The organism is Ideonella sp. BN130291, assembly GCF_036231905.1.
Classification (GTDB): domain Bacteria; phylum Pseudomonadota; class Gammaproteobacteria; order Burkholderiales; family Burkholderiaceae_C; genus CAMLIZ01.
Genome location: NZ_JAZARE010000005.1, coordinates 99504 through 117369 on the forward strand (window position 1 = coordinate 99504; position 17866 = coordinate 117369).

Below are 17866 nucleotides of genomic sequence, written 5' to 3' on the forward strand. Positions count from 1 at the left end.
GGGCCCTTTCCTCAGCGGTACTTGGCGTCTGCCGCCTTGGAGGCCGCGATTTCTTTTTCGTAGCGATCGCCCACGGCCAGCAGCATGTCCTTGGTGAAGTACAGGTCGCCGCGTTTTTCGCCGTGGTATTCGAGGATGTGGGTCTCCACGATCGAGTCCACCGGGCAGCTTTCTTCGCAGAAGCCGCAGAAGATGCACTTGGTGAGGTCGATGTCGTAGCGCGTGGTCTTGCGCGCGCCATCGGGCCGCACATCGGACTCGATGGTGATGGCCAGCGCCGGGCACACCGCTTCGCACAGCTTGCAGGCGATGCAGCGCTCTTCGCCGTTCTCGTAGCGGCGCAGCGCGTGCAGCCCGCGGAAGCGCGGCGACAGCGGCGTCTTCTCCTCCGGGAACTGCACCGTGATGTTCTTGGACAGGAAGTGGCGCCCGGTGAGCGCCATGCCCTTGAAGAGTTCGGTGAGCATGAAGCTCGACACGAAGTCCTTGATGGAAGCAACAGCAGACATGGTGAAGGGAACCTTCTCTTACTTCCAGATGTTCAGCGGGGACTGGATCCACAGGCCCACCACCACCAGCCACACCAGCGTGATGGGGATGAAGATCTTCCAGCCCAGACGCATGATCTGGTCATAGCGATAGCGCGGGAACGTCGAACGCACCCACAGGAAGAAGGTGACGACCACGAAGGTCTTGCCGAACAGCCAGAACCAGTCCCAGAACCACATGGTGTCGGCAATCCACTGCGGGGTGGTCATCCCGAAGGCACTGAACCCGATGGGAGCCATCCAGCCGCCCAGGAACATGGTGACCGCCAGCGCGGACACCAGGATCATGTTGGCGTACTCGGCCAGGAAGAACATGGCGAAGGCCATGCCGGAGTACTCGATCATGTGGCCGGCCACGATCTCCGATTCACCCTCCACCACGTCGAACGGATGGCGATTGGTCTCGGCCAGGCCGGAGATGAAGTACACCAGGAAGATCGGCAGCAGTGGCAGCCAGTTCCAGGACAGGAAGCTCACGCCGTGTGCGGCGAACCAACCCTTGGCCTGGCCCAGCACGATGTCCGTCATGTTGAGGCTGCCGGTGACCATGAGCACCACCACGAGCGCGAAGCCCATCGCGATCTCGTAGCTCACCATCTGGGCCGACGCCCGCAGCGCGCCGAGGAAGGCGTACTTCGAGTTCGACGCCCAGCCGGCAATGATGACGCCGTACACCTCCATGGACGTGATCGCCATCAGGAACAGCAGGCCCGCATTGATGTTGGACACGGCCCGCTCGGGCCCGAACGGCACCACCGCCCAGGCCGCGAGGGCCGGCATGATGGTCATGATGGGCGCCAGGAAGAACAGGCCCTTGTTGGCCGCCGTGGGGCGGATGATCTCCTTGAAGATCAGCTTCACGGCGTCCGCGATCGGGGTCAGCAAGCCGAAGGGGCCCACGCGGTTGGGGCCCGGGCGGATCTGCGTCCAGCCGATCGCCTTGCGTTCCCACAGGGTGAGGTAGGCCACGCAGATCATCAGCGGCGCCACCAGCGCCACGATCTTCACGAGGCTCCAGACCAGCGGCCAGGCGCCACCGAACCAGCCGGTGCCGTAGTGTTGGAAGGTGTCGATCATGTCCTGAACCTCACGCCTTCTCGACGGTGATGTCACCGAACATCGCGCCCAGGGTGGCCGTGGCGGGGTGGCCGGCCGGCACGCGCACCGCATTGGCGGCCAGCGTCGGCTCCAGGCGTGCGGGCAGTACCGCGCTGGCGTTGCCTTGTGTCACGCGCACCGCGGCACCCGGCTGGAGGCCGAGCTGGTCCCACAGGGAAGCGGAGATGCCGGCGAACGGCGCATTGCGCGCATCGCTGGTCAACTGCAGCGGCGGCGAACGCCGCACCAGGGCATCGCTGTGATAGATGGGCACATCGGCAATGCGCTCCAAGCCCTCGCCGGCCGCGGCCTGGGAGGTCGGCATGGCCGCGCCGCGGTTGGACAAGCGGCCAGCGAGCGCGGCCACGTCACCCAGCGCCTCGGCGCGCACTTCGTCCACCGTTTCCTGGTTGAAACCATCCAGCCCCAGCAGGTTGCCCAGCACGCGCAGCACCTTCCAGGCCGGGCGGGTGTCGCCCAGCGGCTTGACCACGCCGTGGAAGCTCTGCACGCGGCCTTCAGCGTTGACGAAGGTGCCGGCGGTTTCGCTGAACGGCGACACCGGCAGCAACACGTCGGCAAAGTCCTGCGCCACGTTCTTGAAGGGTGACATCGCCACCACCAGGCCGGCGCCCTGCAAGGCCGAGATGGCAGCTGCGGCGTTGGCGCTGTCGAGCACCGGCTCCACATGCAGCATCAGCAGCGCCTTCATCGGCTGCGACAACATCTGGCCGGCATGGAGGCCACCCTGGCGCGGCATGGCACCGACCAACTGGGCGCCCACCGTGTTGGCCGCTTCAGTGAGATAGCCCACGGTGGCGCCGGTCTGTTCGCCAATCCAGTTGGCGAGCGCCAGCAATTGCGAGGCTTGCGGATGATGCGCGGCGGCGTTGCCCAGCAGCACGGCCTTGCGCTCGCCGGAAAGCAAGGCCGTGGCGACGGCCTTCGCGGCATCGTTGGCCTGGCCTTGGGCCGGCGCGCCGATGCCCTTGGCGTCGGCAACCGCTGCTGCCACATCGGCCAGCGTCTGCAGCCACTGCGACGGCGCCGCGGTGATGCGGTTGGCCACCGGCATCGCCCAGTCGTCGTGCACCGCGTTCAGGCTGTGCACCTTGCCACCATGGCGCACGGCCTGGCGGATGCGCTGCGCGAACAGCGGATGGTCCTTGCGCAGGAACGAGCCGACGACCAACACCTGTTGCAAGCGGGTAAGCGACTGGATGGACGTGCCCAGCCAGCGCACGCCGTCGGCGCTGGAGAAGTCCGCATGGCGCAGGCGGAAGTCCACGTTGTCGCTGCCCAGCGAGCGGGTGAGCTTTTGCAGCAGGTGCAGTTCTTCCACCGTGCTGTGGGCCGAGCCCAGGGCACCCACGCCCTGCGGGCCGAACTCCGCGATCACGCGCTTGAGGCCATCGGCCACGTAGTTGAGCGCGGTGGTCCAGTCCACCGTCTGCCACTGGCCGCCCTGCTTGATCATGGGCGCGGTCAAGCGGTCGTCGCTGTTGAGGGCTTCGTACGAGAAGCGGTCGCGGTCGGCGATCCAGCACTCGTTGACGTCCTCGTTCTCCAGCGGCAGCACGCGCATCACCTTGGCGCCCTTGACCTGCACCACGAGATTGGCCCCGGTGGAGTCATGCGGGCTCACGCTCTTGCGGCGCGACAGTTCCCAGGTGCGGGCGCTGTAGCGGAACGGCTTGCTGGTGAGCGCGCCCACCGGGCACACGTCGATCATGTTGCCCGACAGCTCGGAATCGATGGTCCGGCCGACGAAGGTCATGATCTCGGAATGCTCGCCGCGATGGGCCATGCCCAGCTCCATCTGGCCGGCGATCTCCTGGCCGAAGCGCACGCAGCGGGTGCACTGGATGCAGCGGGTCATTTCCGCGGCGGAGATCAGTGGGCCCAGTTCCTTGTGGAACACCACGCGCTTTTCTTCCGAGTATCGGGAAGACGAAGCGCCGTAGCCCACCGCCAGGTCCTGCAGCTGGCATTCACCACCCTGGTCGCAGATGGGGCAGTCCAGCGGGTGGTTGATGAGCAGGAACTCCATCACGCCCTGCTGCGCCTTCACCGCCTTCTCGCTTTGCGTGCGCACGATCATGCCCTGCGTCACCGGCGTGGCGCAGGCGGGCATCGGCTTGGGCGCCTTCTCCACGTCCACCAGGCACATGCGGCAGTTGGCCGCGATGCTCAGCTTCTTGTGGTAGCAGAAGTGGGGGATGTAGGTGCCGGCCTTGTCGGCCGCATGCATCACCATGCTGCCTTCGGGCACCTCGACCTTGCGGCCGTCCAGTTCGATTTCGATTGCCATAGTGGGTTGGTCCCGTCAGACGTACTGCGGGACCAGGCAGGTCTTGTGATCGACGTGGTAGACGAACTCGTCGCGGAAGTGTTTGATCATGGCGCGCACCGGCATGGCCGCGGCATCGCCCAGCGCACAGATGGTGCGGCCCTGGATGTTGTCGGCCACCGAGTTCAGCAGGTCGATGTCTTCCATGCGGCCCTTGCCGTGCTCGATGCGGTCCACCATGCGCCACAGCCAGCCCGTGCCTTCGCGGCACGGCGTGCACTGGCCGCACGACTCGTGCGTGTAGAAGTAGGACAGGCGCAGCAGGCTCTTGACCATGCAGCGGGTGTCGTCCATCACGATCACGGCACCGGAGCCCAGCATGGAGCCGGCCTTGGCGATGGCGTCGTAGTCCATCGTGGTGTCCATCATGATGTTGGCCGGCAGCACCGGCGCCGACGAGCCACCCGGGATCACGGCCTTGAGCTTGCGGCCCGAGCGCACGCCACCGGCCAGCTCCAGCAGCTTGCTGAACGGCGTGCCCAGCGGTACCTCGAAGTTGCCCGGCAGGTTGACGTCGCCCACCACCGAGAAGATCTTGGTGCCGCCGTTGTTGGGCTTGCCGATCTCCAGATACGGCTGGCCGCCATTGCGGATGATCCAGGGCACCGCCGCAAAGGTCTCGGTGTTGTTGATCGTGGTCGGCTTGCCATACAGGCCGAAGCTGGCCGGAAACGGCGGCTTGAAGCGCGGCTGGCCCTTCTTGCCTTCCAGCGACTCCAGCAGCGCGGTTTCCTCGCCGCAGATGTAGGCGCCGAAGCCATGGTGGGCATGCAGCTGGAAGCTGTAGCCGCTGCCCAGGATCTTGTCGCCCAGGTACCCGGCCTCGCGCGCCTCGCGCAGCGCCTCCTCGAAGCGTTCGTACACCTCGAAGATCTCGCCGTGGATGTAGTTGTAGCCCACGGAGATGCCCATCGCGTAGGCGGCGATGATCATGCCCTCGATGACGATGTGCGGGTTGTACGCGAGGATGTCGCGGTCCTTGCAGGTGCCAGGCTCGCCTTCGTCGGAGTTGCACACCAGGTACTTCTGGCCAGGGAACTGACGCGGCATGAAGCTCCACTTCAGGCCGGTGGGAAAGCCCGCGCCGCCACGGCCGCGCAGGCCCGAGCCCTTGACCTCGGCGATCACCTGGTCAGGCGTCATGCCTTCGCCGCCACCGGTGCCGAGGATCTTGCGCAGGGCCTGGTAGCCGCCGCGCGCTTCGTAATCCTTCAGGCGCCAGTTGCTGCCGTTGAGGTCGGCATAGATCTGGGCGTTGATATGGCGGCCATGGAAGCACGTCTCGGTGCCGGCGGCCTGGAATCGCGAGAGGTCCAACATGGTCTGGGATGCCGCTGTCATTTCGCTTGCGCCTTGAGCATGGCGACCAGTTCGTCCAGCCGCTCGGGGCTCATGAAGCTCACCATCTGGCGGTCGTTGACCAGCATCACCGGTGCATCGGCGCAGGCGCCCAGGCATTCACTCTTCTGCACGGTGAACACGCCATCCGCCGTGGTGCCGCCCTCTTCCACATCCAGCTTGTGGCACAGGTGCTTGAGCGCCTTCTCGCCGTCGCGCAGCTGGCACGGCAGGTTGGTGCAGACGTTGAGCTTGAACTGGCCCACCGGCTGCTGGTTGTACATGTTGTAGAAGGTGGTCACCTCGTACACCGCGATCGGCGGCATGCCGAGGTACTGCGCGATCAGGTCTTCGGCCTCGCGCGACACGAAGCCCTGCTCCTGCTGCACGATGGCCAGGCAGGCCATCACGGCGCTCTGCTTCTGGTCCGCGGGGTACTTGGCCACTTCGCAGTCGAAGCGGGCCTTGGTGCTGTCAGAGAGCATCATCGATCGATCTCGCCAAACACGATGTCCATGGTGCCGATGATCGCGACGGCGTCGGCGATCATGTGGCCGCGCGCCATCTCGTCCAGCGCCGCCAGGTGCGGGAAGCCGGGCGCGCGGATCTTCAGGCGATACGGCTTGTTGGCGCCGTCGCTCACCATGTAGATGCCGAACTCGCCCTTGGGATGCTCCACCGCGGCATAGGCCTCGCCCTCAGGCACATGCATGCCTTCGGTGAAGAGCTTGAAGTGGTGGATCAGCTCTTCCATGTTGGACTTCATGTCCACGCGCGAGGGCGGCGCCACCTTGTGGTTGTCGGTGATCACCGGGCCGGGGTTCTTGCGCAGCCAGTCCACGCATTGCAGCACCACGCGGTTGGCCTGGCGCATCTCTTCCACACGGACGAGGTAGCGGTCGTAGGTGTCGCCGTTCTTGCCGATCGGCACGTCGAAGTCCATGCGGTCGTACACGTCGTACGGCTGCTTCTTGCGCAAGTCCCAAGCAATGCCGGAGCCGCGCAGCATCGGGCCGGTGAAGCCCATGTTCATCGCACGCTCGGGTGATACCACGCCGATGCCGACCGTGCGCTGCTTCCAGATGCGGTTGTCGGTGAGCAGCGTCTCGTAGTCGTCGACGTTCTTCGGGAAACGCTTGCAGAAGTCCTCGATGAAATCGAGCAGCGAACCACCGCGGTTGCGGTTCATCTGCTGGATGGCGCGCTCGTTGTGGATCTTGGAGGCGCGGTACTGCGGCATGGATTCCGGCAGGTCGCGGTACACGCCGCCCGGGCGGAAGTAGGCCGCGTGCATGCGCGCGCCCGACACCGCCTCGTACATGTCGAAGATGTCCTCGCGTTCGCGGAAGCAGTAGATGAGGATGTTCATCGCACCGCAGTCGAGCCCGTGCGCGCCCAGCCACAGCAGGTGGTTGAGGATGCGGGTGAGCTCGGCGAACATCACGCGGATGTACTGCGCGCGGATCGGCACGTCGACGCCCAGCAGTTTCTCCACCGCCAGGCAGTACGCATGCTCGTTGCACATCATGGACACGTAGTCCAGACGGTCCATGTACGGCAGGTTCTGCAGGTAGGTGCGCGTCTCGGCGAGCTTTTCGGTGGCGCGGTGCAGCAGGCCGATGTGGGGGTCGGCACGCTGGATGACCTCGCCGTCCAGCTCCAGCACCAGGCGCAGCACGCCGTGCGCCGCCGGATGCTGCGGGCCGAAGTTCAGGGTGTAGTTCTTGATCTCAGCCATAACGCTCTAGTGAAGGCCGCCGTAGTTGTCTTCGCGGATCACGCGCGGCACGATCTCGCGCGGCTCGATGGTCACTGGCTGGTAGATCACGCGCTTCTGCTCTTCGTCATAGCGCATCTCCACGTTGCCCCAGGTCGGGAAATCCTTGCGGAAGGGGTGCCCGATGAAGCCGTAGTCCGTGAGCAGGCGCCGCAGGTCCAGGTGGCCGTCGAAGATGATTCCGTACAGGTCGAAGGCTTCGCGTTCGAACCAGTTGGCGGAATTCCAGATCTCGGTGATGGAGGCCAGCACCGGCAGGTCGTCGTCGGGCGCAAACACCTTCAGCCGCAGGCGCCAGTTCTTGGTGAGCGACAGCAGGTGCGACACCACGCAGAAGCGCGGGCCGTCGTACTGGCCGTCCTTGTAGGTGCTGTAGTCCAGGCCGCACAGGTCCATGAGCTGCTCGAATTTGAGAGCCTCATGGTCGCGCAGCGTGCGAGCCACCTCCAGGTAGTCGGCCGCCGCGACCGTGATGGTCAGTTCGCCCAGCTCGCGCTGGAGCCGCTTGATCTTGCCGCCCAGCACCGCTTCCAGCGCCGCCTGCAGGTTGTCGAGTTTCTGAGTCATCGTGTGAGCCGTCGATTCCCGCGTCAGCGCGCGATGGTGTTCTCGCGCCGGATCTTGGCCTGCAACTGCAGGATGCCGTACAGCAGCGCCTCGGCCGTGGGCGGGCAGCCCGGCACGTACACATCCACCGGCACGATGCGGTCGCAACCCCGCACCACCGAGTAGCTGTAGTGGTAGTAGCCGCCGCCGTTGGCACAGGAGCCCATGCTCAGCACCCAGCGCGGCTCGGCCATCTGGTCGTACACCTTGCGCAGGGCCGGGGCCATCTTGTTGCACAGCGTGCCGGCCACGATCATCAGGTCGCTCTGGCGCGGGCTGGGACGGAACAGCATGCCGAAACGGTCGATGTCATAGCGCGCCGCGCCGGCGTGCATCATTTCCACCGCGCAGCAGGCCAGGCCGAAGGTCATCGGCCACAGAGACCCGGTCTTGGACCAGTTGACAAGCTTGTCGACCGAGGTGGTGACGAAGCCTTCTTTCAGAACGCCTTCAATACCCATGGCGCAACTTCCTAATGTGTGCAGGTGATGGGCGGGCCGGGCGCCGGGCCGCTGCCGAGCTGGACGGGGAGCACATGACTACTCCCAGTCGAGGGCGCCCTTCTTCCATTCGTAGACGAAGCCCACCACAAGGATGGTGAGGAAGATCATCATGGCCCAGAAGCCGGCGGGGCCGATCTCCTTGAGCGCCACCGCCCAGGGGAAGAGGAACGCGATCTCCAGATCGAACAGGATGAAGAGGATGGCCACGAGGTAGTAGCGCACGTCGAACTTCATCCGCGCGTCTTCGAAGGCCTCGAAGCCGCATTCGTAGGGGGAGTTCTTGGCTGCATCGGGCCGGTTGGGGCCGAACACAAAACCCAGCGCCTGCGGCAGCACACCGACCGCCACGCCCACGAGGATGAACAGGATGACAGGCAGGTAGGCTTGCAGGTCCATAGCGGGGGCAGGTGGGCTGGGTTAAAGGCGTTTGGGCTTCAACCATCCGGCCATGAAAAGAGCGCGCCGTCCACAATGGCCTTGCGACCACCGCACACAAAGCGCGCCCACGTTGTTCCCTGCTTGCGTATGCCAGGGCGCCCGGTGTTCAGGCCGGATGAGGCTGACCACCGAAAAGATCTGGTGCCGACGGCGAGACTCGAACTCGCACAGCTTTCGCCACTACCCCCTCAAGATAGCGTGTCTACCAATTTCACCACGTCGGCGGCACGTCAAAACGCTGTCTGAGTGGCATGAGGTTGGCGCCTCAGACAGCCTCGAATTCTAACCCGAAAACCGTGCCTGTTTCGGGTTTTCACCACGCCTTGATGCAGCGCACGGCAGCGGTTTTTGGACCCGCCGCCACGCGCCGGAGTTCACTGCGCCGCGGAGCCCGCGGCAGCAGGCGGCGCGACAGGCGCAGCGGGCGTGACACCGGGGATCTGCGCAGCACCGGTCGGTGCGCTCGCGGCCGGTGCCGTCGGGGCGGCACGATCGAGCACGCTGCCGCCATCGGTGGCGGCCGGGCGGGCATTGCCGAGGTAGGCCAGCGCAAGCGTGCAGCAGAAGAAGATGACCGCGCACACCGCCGTGGAACGCGACAGGAAGTTGGCGCTGCCGGTGGCGCCGAACAGGCTGCCCGAGGCACCGCTGCCGAAGGAGGCGCCCATGTCGGCACCCTTGCCGTGCTGGATCAGCACCAGGCCGATCATGGCGATGGCCGCCAGCAGCTGGATCACCAGCACGATGTTCAACCAGATATGCATGTGATGTTCTCTTTGAAAAGGTTCTTATTCCGCCGCGCGGCAGATGGCGGCGAAGTCGGCCGCCTTCAACGCGGCGCCGCCGATCAGGCCGCCGTCGATGTCGGCCTGCGCAAACAGGGTGGCCGCGTTGTCCGGCTTGACGCTGCCGCCATACAGCAGCCGCATGTCCGCCGCGTGGGGCGTGGCGGCCAGCAGCTGCGCGCGCAGGAGTGCATGCACCTGCTGCGCCTGTTCGGGCGAAGCGGTGCGCCCGGTGCCGATGGCCCACACCGGCTCGTAGGCCACCACGATCTCGCCGATGCAATGCGTCAGCGTGTGGATCACCGCCGAGAGCTGGCGCTTCACCACGGCCTCGGTCTCGCCCGCTTCCCGCTGCTGCAGCGTCTCGCCCACGCAGACGATGGGCGTGACACCGCGCGCCAGCGCCGCCTTCGCCTTGTCGGCGACCAGCTGGTCGCTTTCGGCGTGATAGGCCCGGCGCTCCGAGTGGCCCACGATCGCGTAGCGGCAGCCGAACTCGGCCAGCATGGCGGCCGACACCTCGCCGGTGTAGGCGCCCTGTTCGTGGGCCGACACGTCCTGCGCACCCCAGCGCAGCTCGCTGCCCGCCAGGGTGACCGCGGTCTCCGACAGGTAGGGGAACGGCACGCAGACCGCCACATCCGTGTTGAACGGGCGTGCGCCCAGGATGCCGGCCAGCAGCTCCGCGTTGGCGGGGTGGCTGCCGTGCATCTTCCAGTTGCCGACGACCAGCTTGCGTCGCATCGTGTTCATCTCCTCAGTTCCACTGCAGCACGATCTTGCCGACGTGCTGGCTCGATTCCATCAGGGCGTGCGCCTGCGCCGCGTCGCGGGCCTCGAAGCTGCGGTAGATCACGGGCTTGATCACACCAGATTCCAGCAGCGGCCACACCCGCTCACGCAGCGACTTCGCAATCGCGGCTTTGAACGCCACCGGCCGCGGCCGCAGGGTGGAGCCGGTGATGGTGAGCCGCCTGCGCAGCACCGCCCCGGCATCGATCTCCGCCTTGGTGCCGCCTTGCACCGCAATGATCACGATGCGGCCGTCTTCAGCCAGGCAGTCGATCTCGCGGCCCACATAGGGGCCCGCCACCATGTCGAGCACCACGTCGGCCCCCCGGCCGCCGGTGATGCGCTTGACCTCGGCCACGAAGTCGGCGCTCTTGTAGTTGATCGCGTGGTCCGCGCCCAGCGCCTTGCAGGCATCGCACTTGTCGTCGTCGCCCGCCGTCACCACCACGGTGGCGCCGAACGCCTTGCCGAGCTGGATGGCCGTCACACCGATGCCGCTGGAGCCGCCTTGCACCAGCAGCGTCTCGCCGGCCTGCAGGCGGGCGCGCTCGAAGACGTTGGACCAGACGGTGAAAAAGGTCTCCGGCAGGCTGGCGGCTTCCGCATCGCTGAAGCCGCGCGGCACCGGCAGGCATTGGCCGATGGGCGCCACGCACAGCTCGGCATAACCGCCGCCGGCCACCAGCGCGCACACCCGGTCGCCCAGCGCCAAGCCGGCCGCGGCCAGCTCGGCCGCGTCGCCGCCCACCACTTCGCCGGCCACTTCCAGCCCTGGCAGGTCGCTCGCGCCAGGAGGCATCGGATAGAGGCCCTTGCGCTGCAGCACGTCGGGGCGGTTGATGCCCGAGGCACGCACGCGGATGAGCAGTTCACCCGCGCCCGCAGCCGGGTCGGGCCGAACCGTCTCGCGCAGCACCTCAGGGCCGCCGAACTGGGCGATTTCGATGGCTTTCATGCAAGCAAACGGGGCACGAGGCCCCCTGCCCTCACTGCTGCTGTTGCTGCTCGGCGTCAGCGTCGGACGGCGTTTCGGCCGGGCGCTGCTCCTGGCGCTCGGCACGCTCACCACGCGGCGGGCGGTCACCGCGGTCGCCACGGTCGCCGCGATCACCACGGTCGCCACGCGGGGGGCGGTCGCCGCGGTCGCCACGGTCGCTGCGTTCGGCCCGCTCGGGCATGCCTTCCGGCCGCTCGGCCAGCGCCTTCATCGACAGCTTGACACGGCCCTTTTCGTCGGTCTCCAGCACCTTCACGCGAATGACCTGGCCTTCCTGCAGGTAGTCGGTCACCTTCTCGACGCGCTCGTGCGCAATCTGGCTGATGTGCAGCAGGCCGTCCTTGCCGGGCAGCAGGTTCACCAGCGCCCCGAAGTCCAGGATCTTGGTGATCGGGCCTTCGTAGACCTTGCCGATCTCCACTTCGGCGGTGATCTCCTCGATGCGCTTCTTGGCGTAAGCCGCCTTGTCGGCATCGGTGGAGGCGATGGTGATGGTGCCGTCCTCGCCGATGTCGATGGTGGTGCCGGTCTCTTCGGTGAGCGCACGGATGGTGGAGCCGCCCTTGCCGATCACGTCGCGGATCTTCTCCGGATTGATCTTCATGGTGTACAGGCGCGGGGCGAACTCCGACACCTCGGCGCTGGCGCCGGCCACGGCCTCGACCATCTTGCCCAGGATGTGCAGGCGGGCTTCCTTGGCCTGCGCCAGCGCCACCTGCATGATCTCCTTGGTGATGCCCTGGATCTTGATGTCCATCTGCAGGGCGGTCACGCCGGTGGTCGTGCCGGCCACCTTGAAGTCCATGTCGCCGAGGTGATCCTCGTCACCCAGGATGTCGGTCAGCACCGCGAAGCGGTTGCCTTCCTTGATCAGGCCCATGGCAATGCCGGCCACGTGGGCCTTCATCGGCACGCCGGCGTCCATCAGCGCCAGGCAGCCACCGCACACCGACGCCATCGACGAGGAGCCGTTGGATTCGGTGATCTCGGACACCACGCGGATGGAGTACGGGAAGTCTTCCTTGCTCGGCAGCGCGGCCACGAGGGCGCGCTTGGCCAGGCGGCCGTGGCCGATCTCGCGCCGCTTGGGGCTGCCCACGCGCCCGGTTTCGCCGGTGGCGAACGGGGGCATGTTGTAGTGCAGCATGAAGCGCTCTTCAAACTCGCCGGCCAGCGCGTCGATGCGCTGGGCGTCGCGGTCGGTGCCCAGGGTGGCGATCACGACGGCCTGGGTTTCGCCGCGGGTGAAGATCGCCGAGCCGTGGGTGCGCGGCAGGATGCCGGTGCGGATCTCGATCGGGCGCACGGTGCGGGTATCGCGGCCGTCGATGCGGGCTTCGCCGCTGAGGATCTGGCTGCGCACGATGCGCGCCTCGATGTCGAACAGCAGGCCTTCGACCTTCACTTCGTCGAAGGCGGCGCCTTCGGCCTTGAGCGCTTCCTTGACGGCAGCGTAAGCCTCGCGGGTGGCTTGCGTGCGAGCCTGCTTGGAGCGGATCTGGTAGGCGGCACGCAGCTTCTCCTCGGCCAGCGCGGTCACCTTGCCGATGAACGACTCGTCCTTCGCGGGCGCCTGCCAGTCCCAGGTGGGTTTGCCAGCGTCACGCACCAGCTCATGGATGGCGTTGATGGCGATGTTGCCCTGCTCATGGCCATAGACCACGGCGCCCAGCATCACTTCTTCGCTCAGCTGGTCGGCTTCGGATTCCACCATCAGCACGGCGGCTTCGGTGCCGGCGACCACGAGGTCGAGCTTGCTGTTGGTTAGCTCGGTCTTGCCGGGGTTCAGCACGTATTCGCCGTTGATGTAGCCCACGCGGGCGGCGCCAATCGGGCCGTTGAACGGGATGCCGGAGACGGACAGCGCGGCGCTGGACGCGATCAGCGCGGCGATGTCGGCCTGCACTTCCGGGTTGAGCGACATCACGTGGACGACGATCTGCACTTCGTTGAAGAAGCCTTCCGGGAACAGCGGGCGGATCGGGCGGTCGATCAGGCGGCTGGTCAGCGTTTCGAGTTCGCTCGGGCGGCCTTCACGCTTGAAGAAGCTGCCCGGGATCTTGCCGGCAGCGTAGGTCTTCTCGATGTAGTCCACCGTCAGGGGGAAGAAGTCCTGGCCGGGTTTGGCTTCGGTGCGCGCCACCACGGTGGCCAGCACCACGGTGCCTTCGATGTCGACCAGCACGGCGCCGGTGGACTGGCGGGCGATCTCGCCGGTTTCCATCGTGACCTTGTGGTTGCCCCACTGGAAGGTCTTGGTGACTTTGTTGAACATGCTCATGTTCGTCTCTCCGTATGTTGTCCGACGCTGTTGAAGCCTGCGTCTTGAGGCTCGGAGCGCTCGGCACCCTTGCAGGCGGGATGCCATTCCAGTGTGGCCAGCACGTGGCGACGGTGGAATGACACAGCACTGCCTGGAACGGATGCGGCTCCTAAAGACAAAGAGCCTGTGCTGCGCATCGGGCAGACAGGCTCTTCGTGCTCATACCGTGCTTACTTGCGCAGGCCCAGTTTCTGGATCAGCGCGGTGTAGCGGTCGGCGTCCTTGTCCTTCAGGTAGGACAGCAGGCGCTTGCGCTGGTTGACCATCTTCAGCAGGCCACGGCGGCCGTGGTGATCCTTCAGATGGAGCTTGAAGTGGGGGGTGAGCTCGTTGATGCGAGCGGTGAGAAGCGCAACTTGCACTTCCGGGGAGCCGGTATCGGCGGCGCCACGGGCGTTCGCCTTGATGATGTCGGCCTTGTTCAGGTCAGCCACTGCCATGAGAGTTTCCTCTGTGTGAGAACGCGCATGGCCGGCTGCGCCGGGTGCGGTCTCGGTTGCCACTTGCGGTCACGGGTGAAACCGACCCATGCCGTGCTATTTGCTCCGCAATGGCGTTTCGGCCACGCAGAACCGGCGGATTATAGCCCAAGCGCCGTTCGAAGCCGGCCCAGGCCCTGCTCCAGCCGCCCCAGCTGCCGCGAGGCGAAACACCAGCGCAGCCAACCCTCACCCTCCGGCCCGAAGGCGGCGCCGGGCGCCAGGCCCAGCCCATGGTCCAGCACCAGGCGCTTGGCCAGCGCCAGCGAGTCGTTTTCGCCCGCCAGGCGGAAGAAGGCATACATGCCCCCGGCCGGCGAAGCCACTTCGACTCCGGGCACCGCTTGCAAGCCGGCCACCAGGAGATCGCGGCAGCGCTTCAGGTGCTGCACCAGCGCCGGAACGGAGCTGTCCGCCTCGGCCAGGGCCGCCAGCCCACCGCGCTGCACGAACACGGGTGCACAGGAGCTGTTGAACTCGATCAGCTTGCCCGCGGCATCGCACAGGCCCGCCGGGAGCACCAGCCACCCCAGCCGCCAGCCCGTCATGAGGAAGCTCTTGGAGAAGCTGTGGGTGACAATCACCCGGTCGTCGGCGGAGGCCAGGTCCAGGAAGCTCGGGGCAGCCCCCGTCCCGGCGAAGTAGAGCCGCTCGTACACCTCGTCGGCGACGATCCAGGTGCCGGTGCGCCGGCAATGGTCCAGGATGGCCTGCTGCTCGCTGCGGGTCAGCGTCCAGCCGGTGGGGTTGTTGGGTGCGTTGAGCAGCAGCACCCGGGTGCCCGGTGTCACAGCGTGCAGCAGGGCCTGCAGGTCCAGCGTCCAGGCGCCGTGCACGGGCTTGAGCGCGATGCGCCGCACCTGGGCGCCCAGGATGGCCGGCTGGGCGGCGATGTTGGGCCACACCGGCACCACCGCCACCACCTCGTCGCCCGGGCCCACCAGCAGCTGGCTCGCGATCATCAGGCCGCTGACACCCGAGGAGGTGACGGCGATGCGATCGGCAGCCACCGCGGGGTGGAGCGTCGCCGTGTAGTCGGCCAGCGCGGCCCGCAACTCGGCCAGACCCAGGTTGTGCGAGTAGAACGTTTCTCCCCGCGCTAGGGAATCGGCGGCGGCCTGGCGCACCGGCGCCGGCGTCACTTCGTCGCTTTCGCCAAACCAGAAGGCCAGCACGTCGCCGCCGCGCTGCAGGCCCGCATTGGCGACTTCGCGGATCTTCGATCCGGGCAGGTGGGCGATGGTGGTGCGCAAGCCCATCACTCGGGGCGCACCATGCGGCAGCCGTGGGCCGGCTCGGCGATGTCGAAGCGCCGAACGGTGCGAAAACCGTAGCCGGAGCCTTCGCTGTCGAAACGCACGCCAGGCGTGCCGGCGCGCTGCATCACGCTCACATACAGCGGCTGGAGGAACTGGTGATCGGCCGCGCGCATCACGCCGGCGTGGAAGCCGCCCAGGTGCTGGGCGTCGAACCTCATGCCCTCGAGCGCACGCGCCACGGCCACCGGGTCGGTGCTGCGTGCTTTCTCCATGGCTGCCACCAGCATCTCCACCATGGCCTGCATGCGCGCGTGCACGTAGTCGTCGCGCGGCTCCGGGAAGCGCTGGCGGAAGGACGCATAGAACGCATCGGACGCCTTGCCGCCCGCATTGGGATGCCATTCCGCCACGGCCAGCACCGAGCCGACGCCGGCATCCCCCAGCGCGGCCGGCACACCGAGCGCATTGCCATAGAAGGTATAGAACTTGACGCCCAACCCCAGCTCCTTCACCGCCTTGACGAGGAAAGTGAGGTCGTTGCCCCAGTTGCCGGTGAGCACGGCCTGCGCCCCGCTGGCGCGGATCTTGGTGGCATAGGGCAAAAAGTCCTTCACCCGGCCCATGGGGTGGAGCTCCTCGCCCACGATCTCGATGTCCGGGCGCTTGGCCTGGATCATCTCGTGGGCCTTTTTCACCACGTACTGGCCAAAGCTGTAGTCTTGCCCAATCAGGTAGACCTTCTTCACGCGGGTGTCGTCGCGCAGCACGTCGGTCAGGGCCGCCAGGCGCATGTCGGCATGGGCGTCGAAGCGGAAGTGCCAGAAGCTGCACTTGTCGTTGGTGAGCGCCGGGTCCACCGCCGAATAGTTGAGGAACAGCGCCCGCCGGCCGGGCTCGCGCTCGTTGTGCTTGTTCAAGGCATCCACCAGCGCCGCGGCCGTGGCCGAGCTGTTGCCCTGCATCACGAAGGCGATGTGCTGGTCCAGTGCGCCACGCAGCAGCGACAAGGCCTCCTCGGTGTTGCCCTTGCTGTCCATGCGCACCAGCTCCAGCTGGCGGGCGCCGCCGGGCAACTGCACGCCGCCACGCTGGTTCACCCGCTCCACCGCCCAGACGAGGTTGCGCGCCACCGCGTCACCGGCATTGGCAAAGCTGCCGGACAGGCCTTCGATCACCGCCAGGCGCACCGGCTCGGCGGGTGCCGCGGGTGCCTGGGCAACGGCGCCAGCGAGCAGCGCGCCGCACAGCCAGCCGAGCCACACCCGGCGCGGGCGTTGAACAGGGGAATTCATTTGCGAGGTCCAAGCCATGAAAAACGCCGCTTTGATCCAAGCGGCGCGGAGCGGGTGATTGTAGGGAGTCAGGCCGCGGCCAGGTCCCAGCGCGGCCGTACGTCGAAGGCGTAATCCTGGGTGGGCGTGGCGCGACCCCGCTGCACCCGCATGGCGGCGGCCAGGGCGATCATGGCGCCGTTGTCGGTGCACAGGCTGAGCTCCGGGTAGTGCACCCGCACGCCGGCCTTCTCGCAGGCCCGGTTCAGCTGGCGCCGAAGCTCGGCATTGGCCCCCACGCCGCCGGCGATCACCAGTCGCTTCAGGCCACTGGCGCGCACGGCCGCCATCGCCTTGCGCACCAGCACCTCGACGATGGCCGCCTGGGTGGACGCCGCCAGATCGGCCAGCTGCGCCGGCTGCACCGGCTCGGGCAGGCGCTTGAACTGGGTCATCACCGCGGTCTTGAGCCCGGCGAAGGAGAAGTCGAGGTTGCCGGTGTGCAGCAGCGGCCGCGGCAACGCAAAGGCGTCCGCCCGCCCCTGCTCCGCCAGCCGGGCCAGCGCCGGCCCGCCGGGGTAACCCAGCCCCATCAGCTTGGCCGACTTGTCGAAGGCCTCGCCGGCGGCGTCGTCGATCGTCTCGCCGAGCAGCTCATAGCGGCCCACGTCGTCCACCCGCATCAGCTGGGTGTGGCCGCCGGACACCAGCAGCGCCACGAAAGGAAACTCCGGCGGGTCCGCGGACAGAAACGGCGACAGCAGATGGCCCTCGAGGTGGTGCACGCCGAGCGTCGGCTTGCCCAGCGCCGCCGCCAGCGCACAGGCCACCCCTGCGCCCACCAGCAGTGCGCCGGCCAGCCCAGGGCCGCGGGTGAAGGCCACCAGGTCGATCTCGTCCAGCGTGCAGCCGGCCTGGGCGAGCACCTCGCGGGTCAGGGGCAGCACACGGCGGATGTGGTCGCGCGAGGCGAGCTCCGGCACCACGCCGCCATAGGCCTGGTGCATGTCGATCTGGCTGTGCAGTGCCTGGGCCCGCAGGCGGGGCACCGCGCCACCGGTGACCTGGACCAGGGCCACACCGGTTTCGTCACAGGAGGACTCGATGCCGAGCACATTCATGTGCGGAAGTTTAAACACCGTGTCACACGTAGGCCCGAAGCTTGCATGACTGCACGACTTGATATGAGTGTTTTCCCTGTAGAGGGCGCAGACCATTGCGGCGGACCGGTGGCGCAGCTACCCTACGCCCCCTGCACAAGAAATACAGGGCTGCCCCGCGTCACATGCGGCGGCCCGACAC

General features: G+C 66.9%; 17 protein-coding genes and 1 tRNA gene. All 18 read right to left on the reverse strand.

Annotated elements, in window-relative coordinates; genetic code table 11:
• Positions 1–11: 11 nt before the first annotated feature.
• Positions 12–509: an NADH-quinone oxidoreductase subunit NuoI gene (nuoI, locus tag VPH43_RS12005; protein ID WP_328577941.1), complete on the reverse strand. Its 498-nt coding sequence runs from the start codon at positions 507–509 to the stop codon at positions 12–14.
• 18 nt (positions 510–527) lie between these two features.
• On the reverse strand, positions 528–1625 hold the full coding sequence (nuoH, locus tag VPH43_RS12010; protein ID WP_328577942.1) for an NADH-quinone oxidoreductase subunit NuoH: 1098 nt from the start codon (positions 1623–1625) through the stop codon (positions 528–530).
• A gap of 10 nt (positions 1626–1635) precedes the next feature.
• A complete protein-coding gene (gene nuoG, locus VPH43_RS12015) occupies positions 1636–3957 on the reverse strand; it encodes an NADH-quinone oxidoreductase subunit NuoG (RefSeq protein WP_328577943.1) in 2322 nt (773 codons plus the stop codon).
• A 15-nt stretch (positions 3958–3972) separates the two neighbouring features.
• On the reverse strand, positions 3973–5316 hold the full coding sequence (nuoF, locus tag VPH43_RS12020) for an NADH-quinone oxidoreductase subunit NuoF (RefSeq protein ID WP_442909286.1): 1344 nt from the start codon (positions 5314–5316) through the stop codon (positions 3973–3975).
• Positions 5317–5333: 17 nt separating this feature from the next.
• On the reverse strand, positions 5334–5822 hold the full coding sequence (gene nuoE / locus VPH43_RS12025; protein WP_328577945.1) for an NADH-quinone oxidoreductase subunit NuoE: 489 nt from the start codon (positions 5820–5822) through the stop codon (positions 5334–5336).
• Complete coding sequence (locus tag VPH43_RS12030; protein ID WP_328577946.1) at positions 5819–7072, reverse strand: NADH-quinone oxidoreductase subunit D; 1254 nt, start codon at positions 7070–7072, stop codon at positions 5819–5821. Before VPH43_RS12030 ends, nuoE begins: the two co-directional genes overlap by 4 nt.
• 6 nt (positions 7073–7078) lie before the next feature.
• Positions 7079–7678, reverse strand: coding sequence for an NADH-quinone oxidoreductase subunit C (locus VPH43_RS12035; protein WP_328577947.1), 600 nt, complete (start codon positions 7676–7678; stop codon positions 7079–7081).
• A 23-nt stretch (positions 7679–7701) separates the two neighbouring features.
• Positions 7702–8178 (reverse strand): NuoB/complex I 20 kDa subunit family protein, encoded by a 477-nt coding sequence (locus VPH43_RS12040; protein WP_328577948.1) that lies wholly within the window; start codon positions 8176–8178, stop codon positions 7702–7704.
• Between the two features lie 78 nt (positions 8179–8256).
• Positions 8257–8616 carry an NADH-quinone oxidoreductase subunit A gene (locus VPH43_RS12045; RefSeq protein WP_328577949.1) on the reverse strand — a complete coding sequence of 120 codons (360 nt, stop codon included), beginning with the start codon at positions 8614–8616 and terminating at the stop codon, positions 8257–8259.
• A gap of 181 nt (positions 8617–8797) precedes the next feature.
• Positions 8798–8882, reverse strand: a tRNA-Leu gene (locus tag VPH43_RS12050).
• Between the two features lie 150 nt (positions 8883–9032).
• Entirely contained in the window at positions 9033–9422 is a 390-nt protein-coding gene (gene secG / locus VPH43_RS12055; RefSeq protein WP_328577950.1) for a preprotein translocase subunit SecG, read from the reverse strand.
• A 24-nt stretch (positions 9423–9446) separates the two neighbouring features.
• The gene (tpiA, locus tag VPH43_RS12060; RefSeq protein ID WP_328577951.1) at positions 9447–10187 is read right to left on the reverse strand and encodes a triose-phosphate isomerase; all 741 of its coding nucleotides are present in this window, start codon (positions 10185–10187) and stop codon (positions 9447–9449) included.
• A 13-nt stretch (positions 10188–10200) separates the two neighbouring features.
• Positions 10201–11190 (reverse strand): NAD(P)H-quinone oxidoreductase, encoded by a 990-nt coding sequence (locus VPH43_RS12065; RefSeq protein ID WP_328577952.1) that lies wholly within the window; start codon positions 11188–11190, stop codon positions 10201–10203.
• Between the two features lie 31 nt (positions 11191–11221).
• The gene (gene pnp / locus VPH43_RS12070) at positions 11222–13513 is read right to left on the reverse strand and encodes a polyribonucleotide nucleotidyltransferase (RefSeq protein WP_328577953.1); all 2292 of its coding nucleotides are present in this window, start codon (positions 13511–13513) and stop codon (positions 11222–11224) included.
• A 212-nt stretch (positions 13514–13725) separates the two neighbouring features.
• Positions 13726–13995 carry a 30S ribosomal protein S15 gene (gene rpsO, locus VPH43_RS12075; RefSeq protein WP_328577954.1) on the reverse strand — a complete coding sequence of 90 codons (270 nt, stop codon included), beginning with the start codon at positions 13993–13995 and terminating at the stop codon, positions 13726–13728.
• A 140-nt stretch (positions 13996–14135) separates the two neighbouring features.
• Positions 14136–15287, reverse strand: coding sequence for a pyridoxal phosphate-dependent aminotransferase (locus tag VPH43_RS12080; RefSeq protein ID WP_328578251.1), 1152 nt, complete (start codon positions 15285–15287; stop codon positions 14136–14138).
• A gap of 5 nt (positions 15288–15292) precedes the next feature.
• Positions 15293–16585 (reverse strand): branched-chain amino acid ABC transporter substrate-binding protein, encoded by a 1293-nt coding sequence (locus VPH43_RS12085; protein ID WP_328577955.1) that lies wholly within the window; start codon positions 16583–16585, stop codon positions 15293–15295.
• Between the two features lie 68 nt (positions 16586–16653).
• Complete coding sequence (tsaD, locus tag VPH43_RS12090) at positions 16654–17685, reverse strand: tRNA (adenosine(37)-N6)-threonylcarbamoyltransferase complex transferase subunit TsaD (protein WP_328577956.1); 1032 nt, start codon at positions 17683–17685, stop codon at positions 16654–16656.
• Positions 17686–17866: the final 181 nt, after the last annotated feature.

Bases quoted from the DNA above. Each gene is read 5' to 3' on its own strand.
- nuoI (WP_328577941.1), bottom strand. From the start codon at position 509: ATGTCTGCTGTTGCTTCCATCAAGGACTTCGTGTCGAGCTTCATGCTC.
- nuoH (WP_328577942.1), bottom strand. From the start codon at position 1,625: ATGATCGACACCTTCCAACACTACGGCACCGGCTGGTTCGGTGGCGCC.
- nuoG (WP_328577943.1), bottom strand. From the start codon at position 3,957: ATGGCAATCGAAATCGAACTGGACGGCCGCAAGGTCGAGGTGCCCGAA.
- nuoF (WP_442909286.1), bottom strand. From the start codon at position 5,316: ATGTTGGACCTCTCGCGATTCCAGGCCGCCGGCACCGAGACGTGCTTC.
- nuoE (WP_328577945.1), bottom strand. From the start codon at position 5,822: ATGATGCTCTCTGACAGCACCAAGGCCCGCTTCGACTGCGAAGTGGCC.
- VPH43_RS12030 (WP_328577946.1), bottom strand. From the start codon at position 7,072: ATGGCTGAGATCAAGAACTACACCCTGAACTTCGGCCCGCAGCATCCG.
- VPH43_RS12035 (WP_328577947.1), bottom strand. From the start codon at position 7,678: ATGACTCAGAAACTCGACAACCTGCAGGCGGCGCTGGAAGCGGTGCTG.
- VPH43_RS12040 (WP_328577948.1), bottom strand. From the start codon at position 8,178: ATGGGTATTGAAGGCGTTCTGAAAGAAGGCTTCGTCACCACCTCGGTC.
- VPH43_RS12045 (WP_328577949.1), bottom strand. From the start codon at position 8,616: ATGGACCTGCAAGCCTACCTGCCTGTCATCCTGTTCATCCTCGTGGGC.
- secG (WP_328577950.1), bottom strand. From the start codon at position 9,422: ATGCATATCTGGTTGAACATCGTGCTGGTGATCCAGCTGCTGGCGGCC.
- tpiA (WP_328577951.1), bottom strand. From the start codon at position 10,187: ATGCGACGCAAGCTGGTCGTCGGCAACTGGAAGATGCACGGCAGCCAC.
- VPH43_RS12065 (WP_328577952.1), bottom strand. From the start codon at position 11,190: ATGAAAGCCATCGAAATCGCCCAGTTCGGCGGCCCTGAGGTGCTGCGC.
- pnp (WP_328577953.1), bottom strand. From the start codon at position 13,513: ATGAGCATGTTCAACAAAGTCACCAAGACCTTCCAGTGGGGCAACCAC.
- rpsO (WP_328577954.1), bottom strand. From the start codon at position 13,995: ATGGCAGTGGCTGACCTGAACAAGGCCGACATCATCAAGGCGAACGCC.
- VPH43_RS12085 (WP_328577955.1), bottom strand. From the start codon at position 16,585: ATGAATTCCCCTGTTCAACGCCCGCGCCGGGTGTGGCTCGGCTGGCTG.
- tsaD (WP_328577956.1), bottom strand. From the start codon at position 17,685: ATGAATGTGCTCGGCATCGAGTCCTCCTGTGACGAAACCGGTGTGGCC.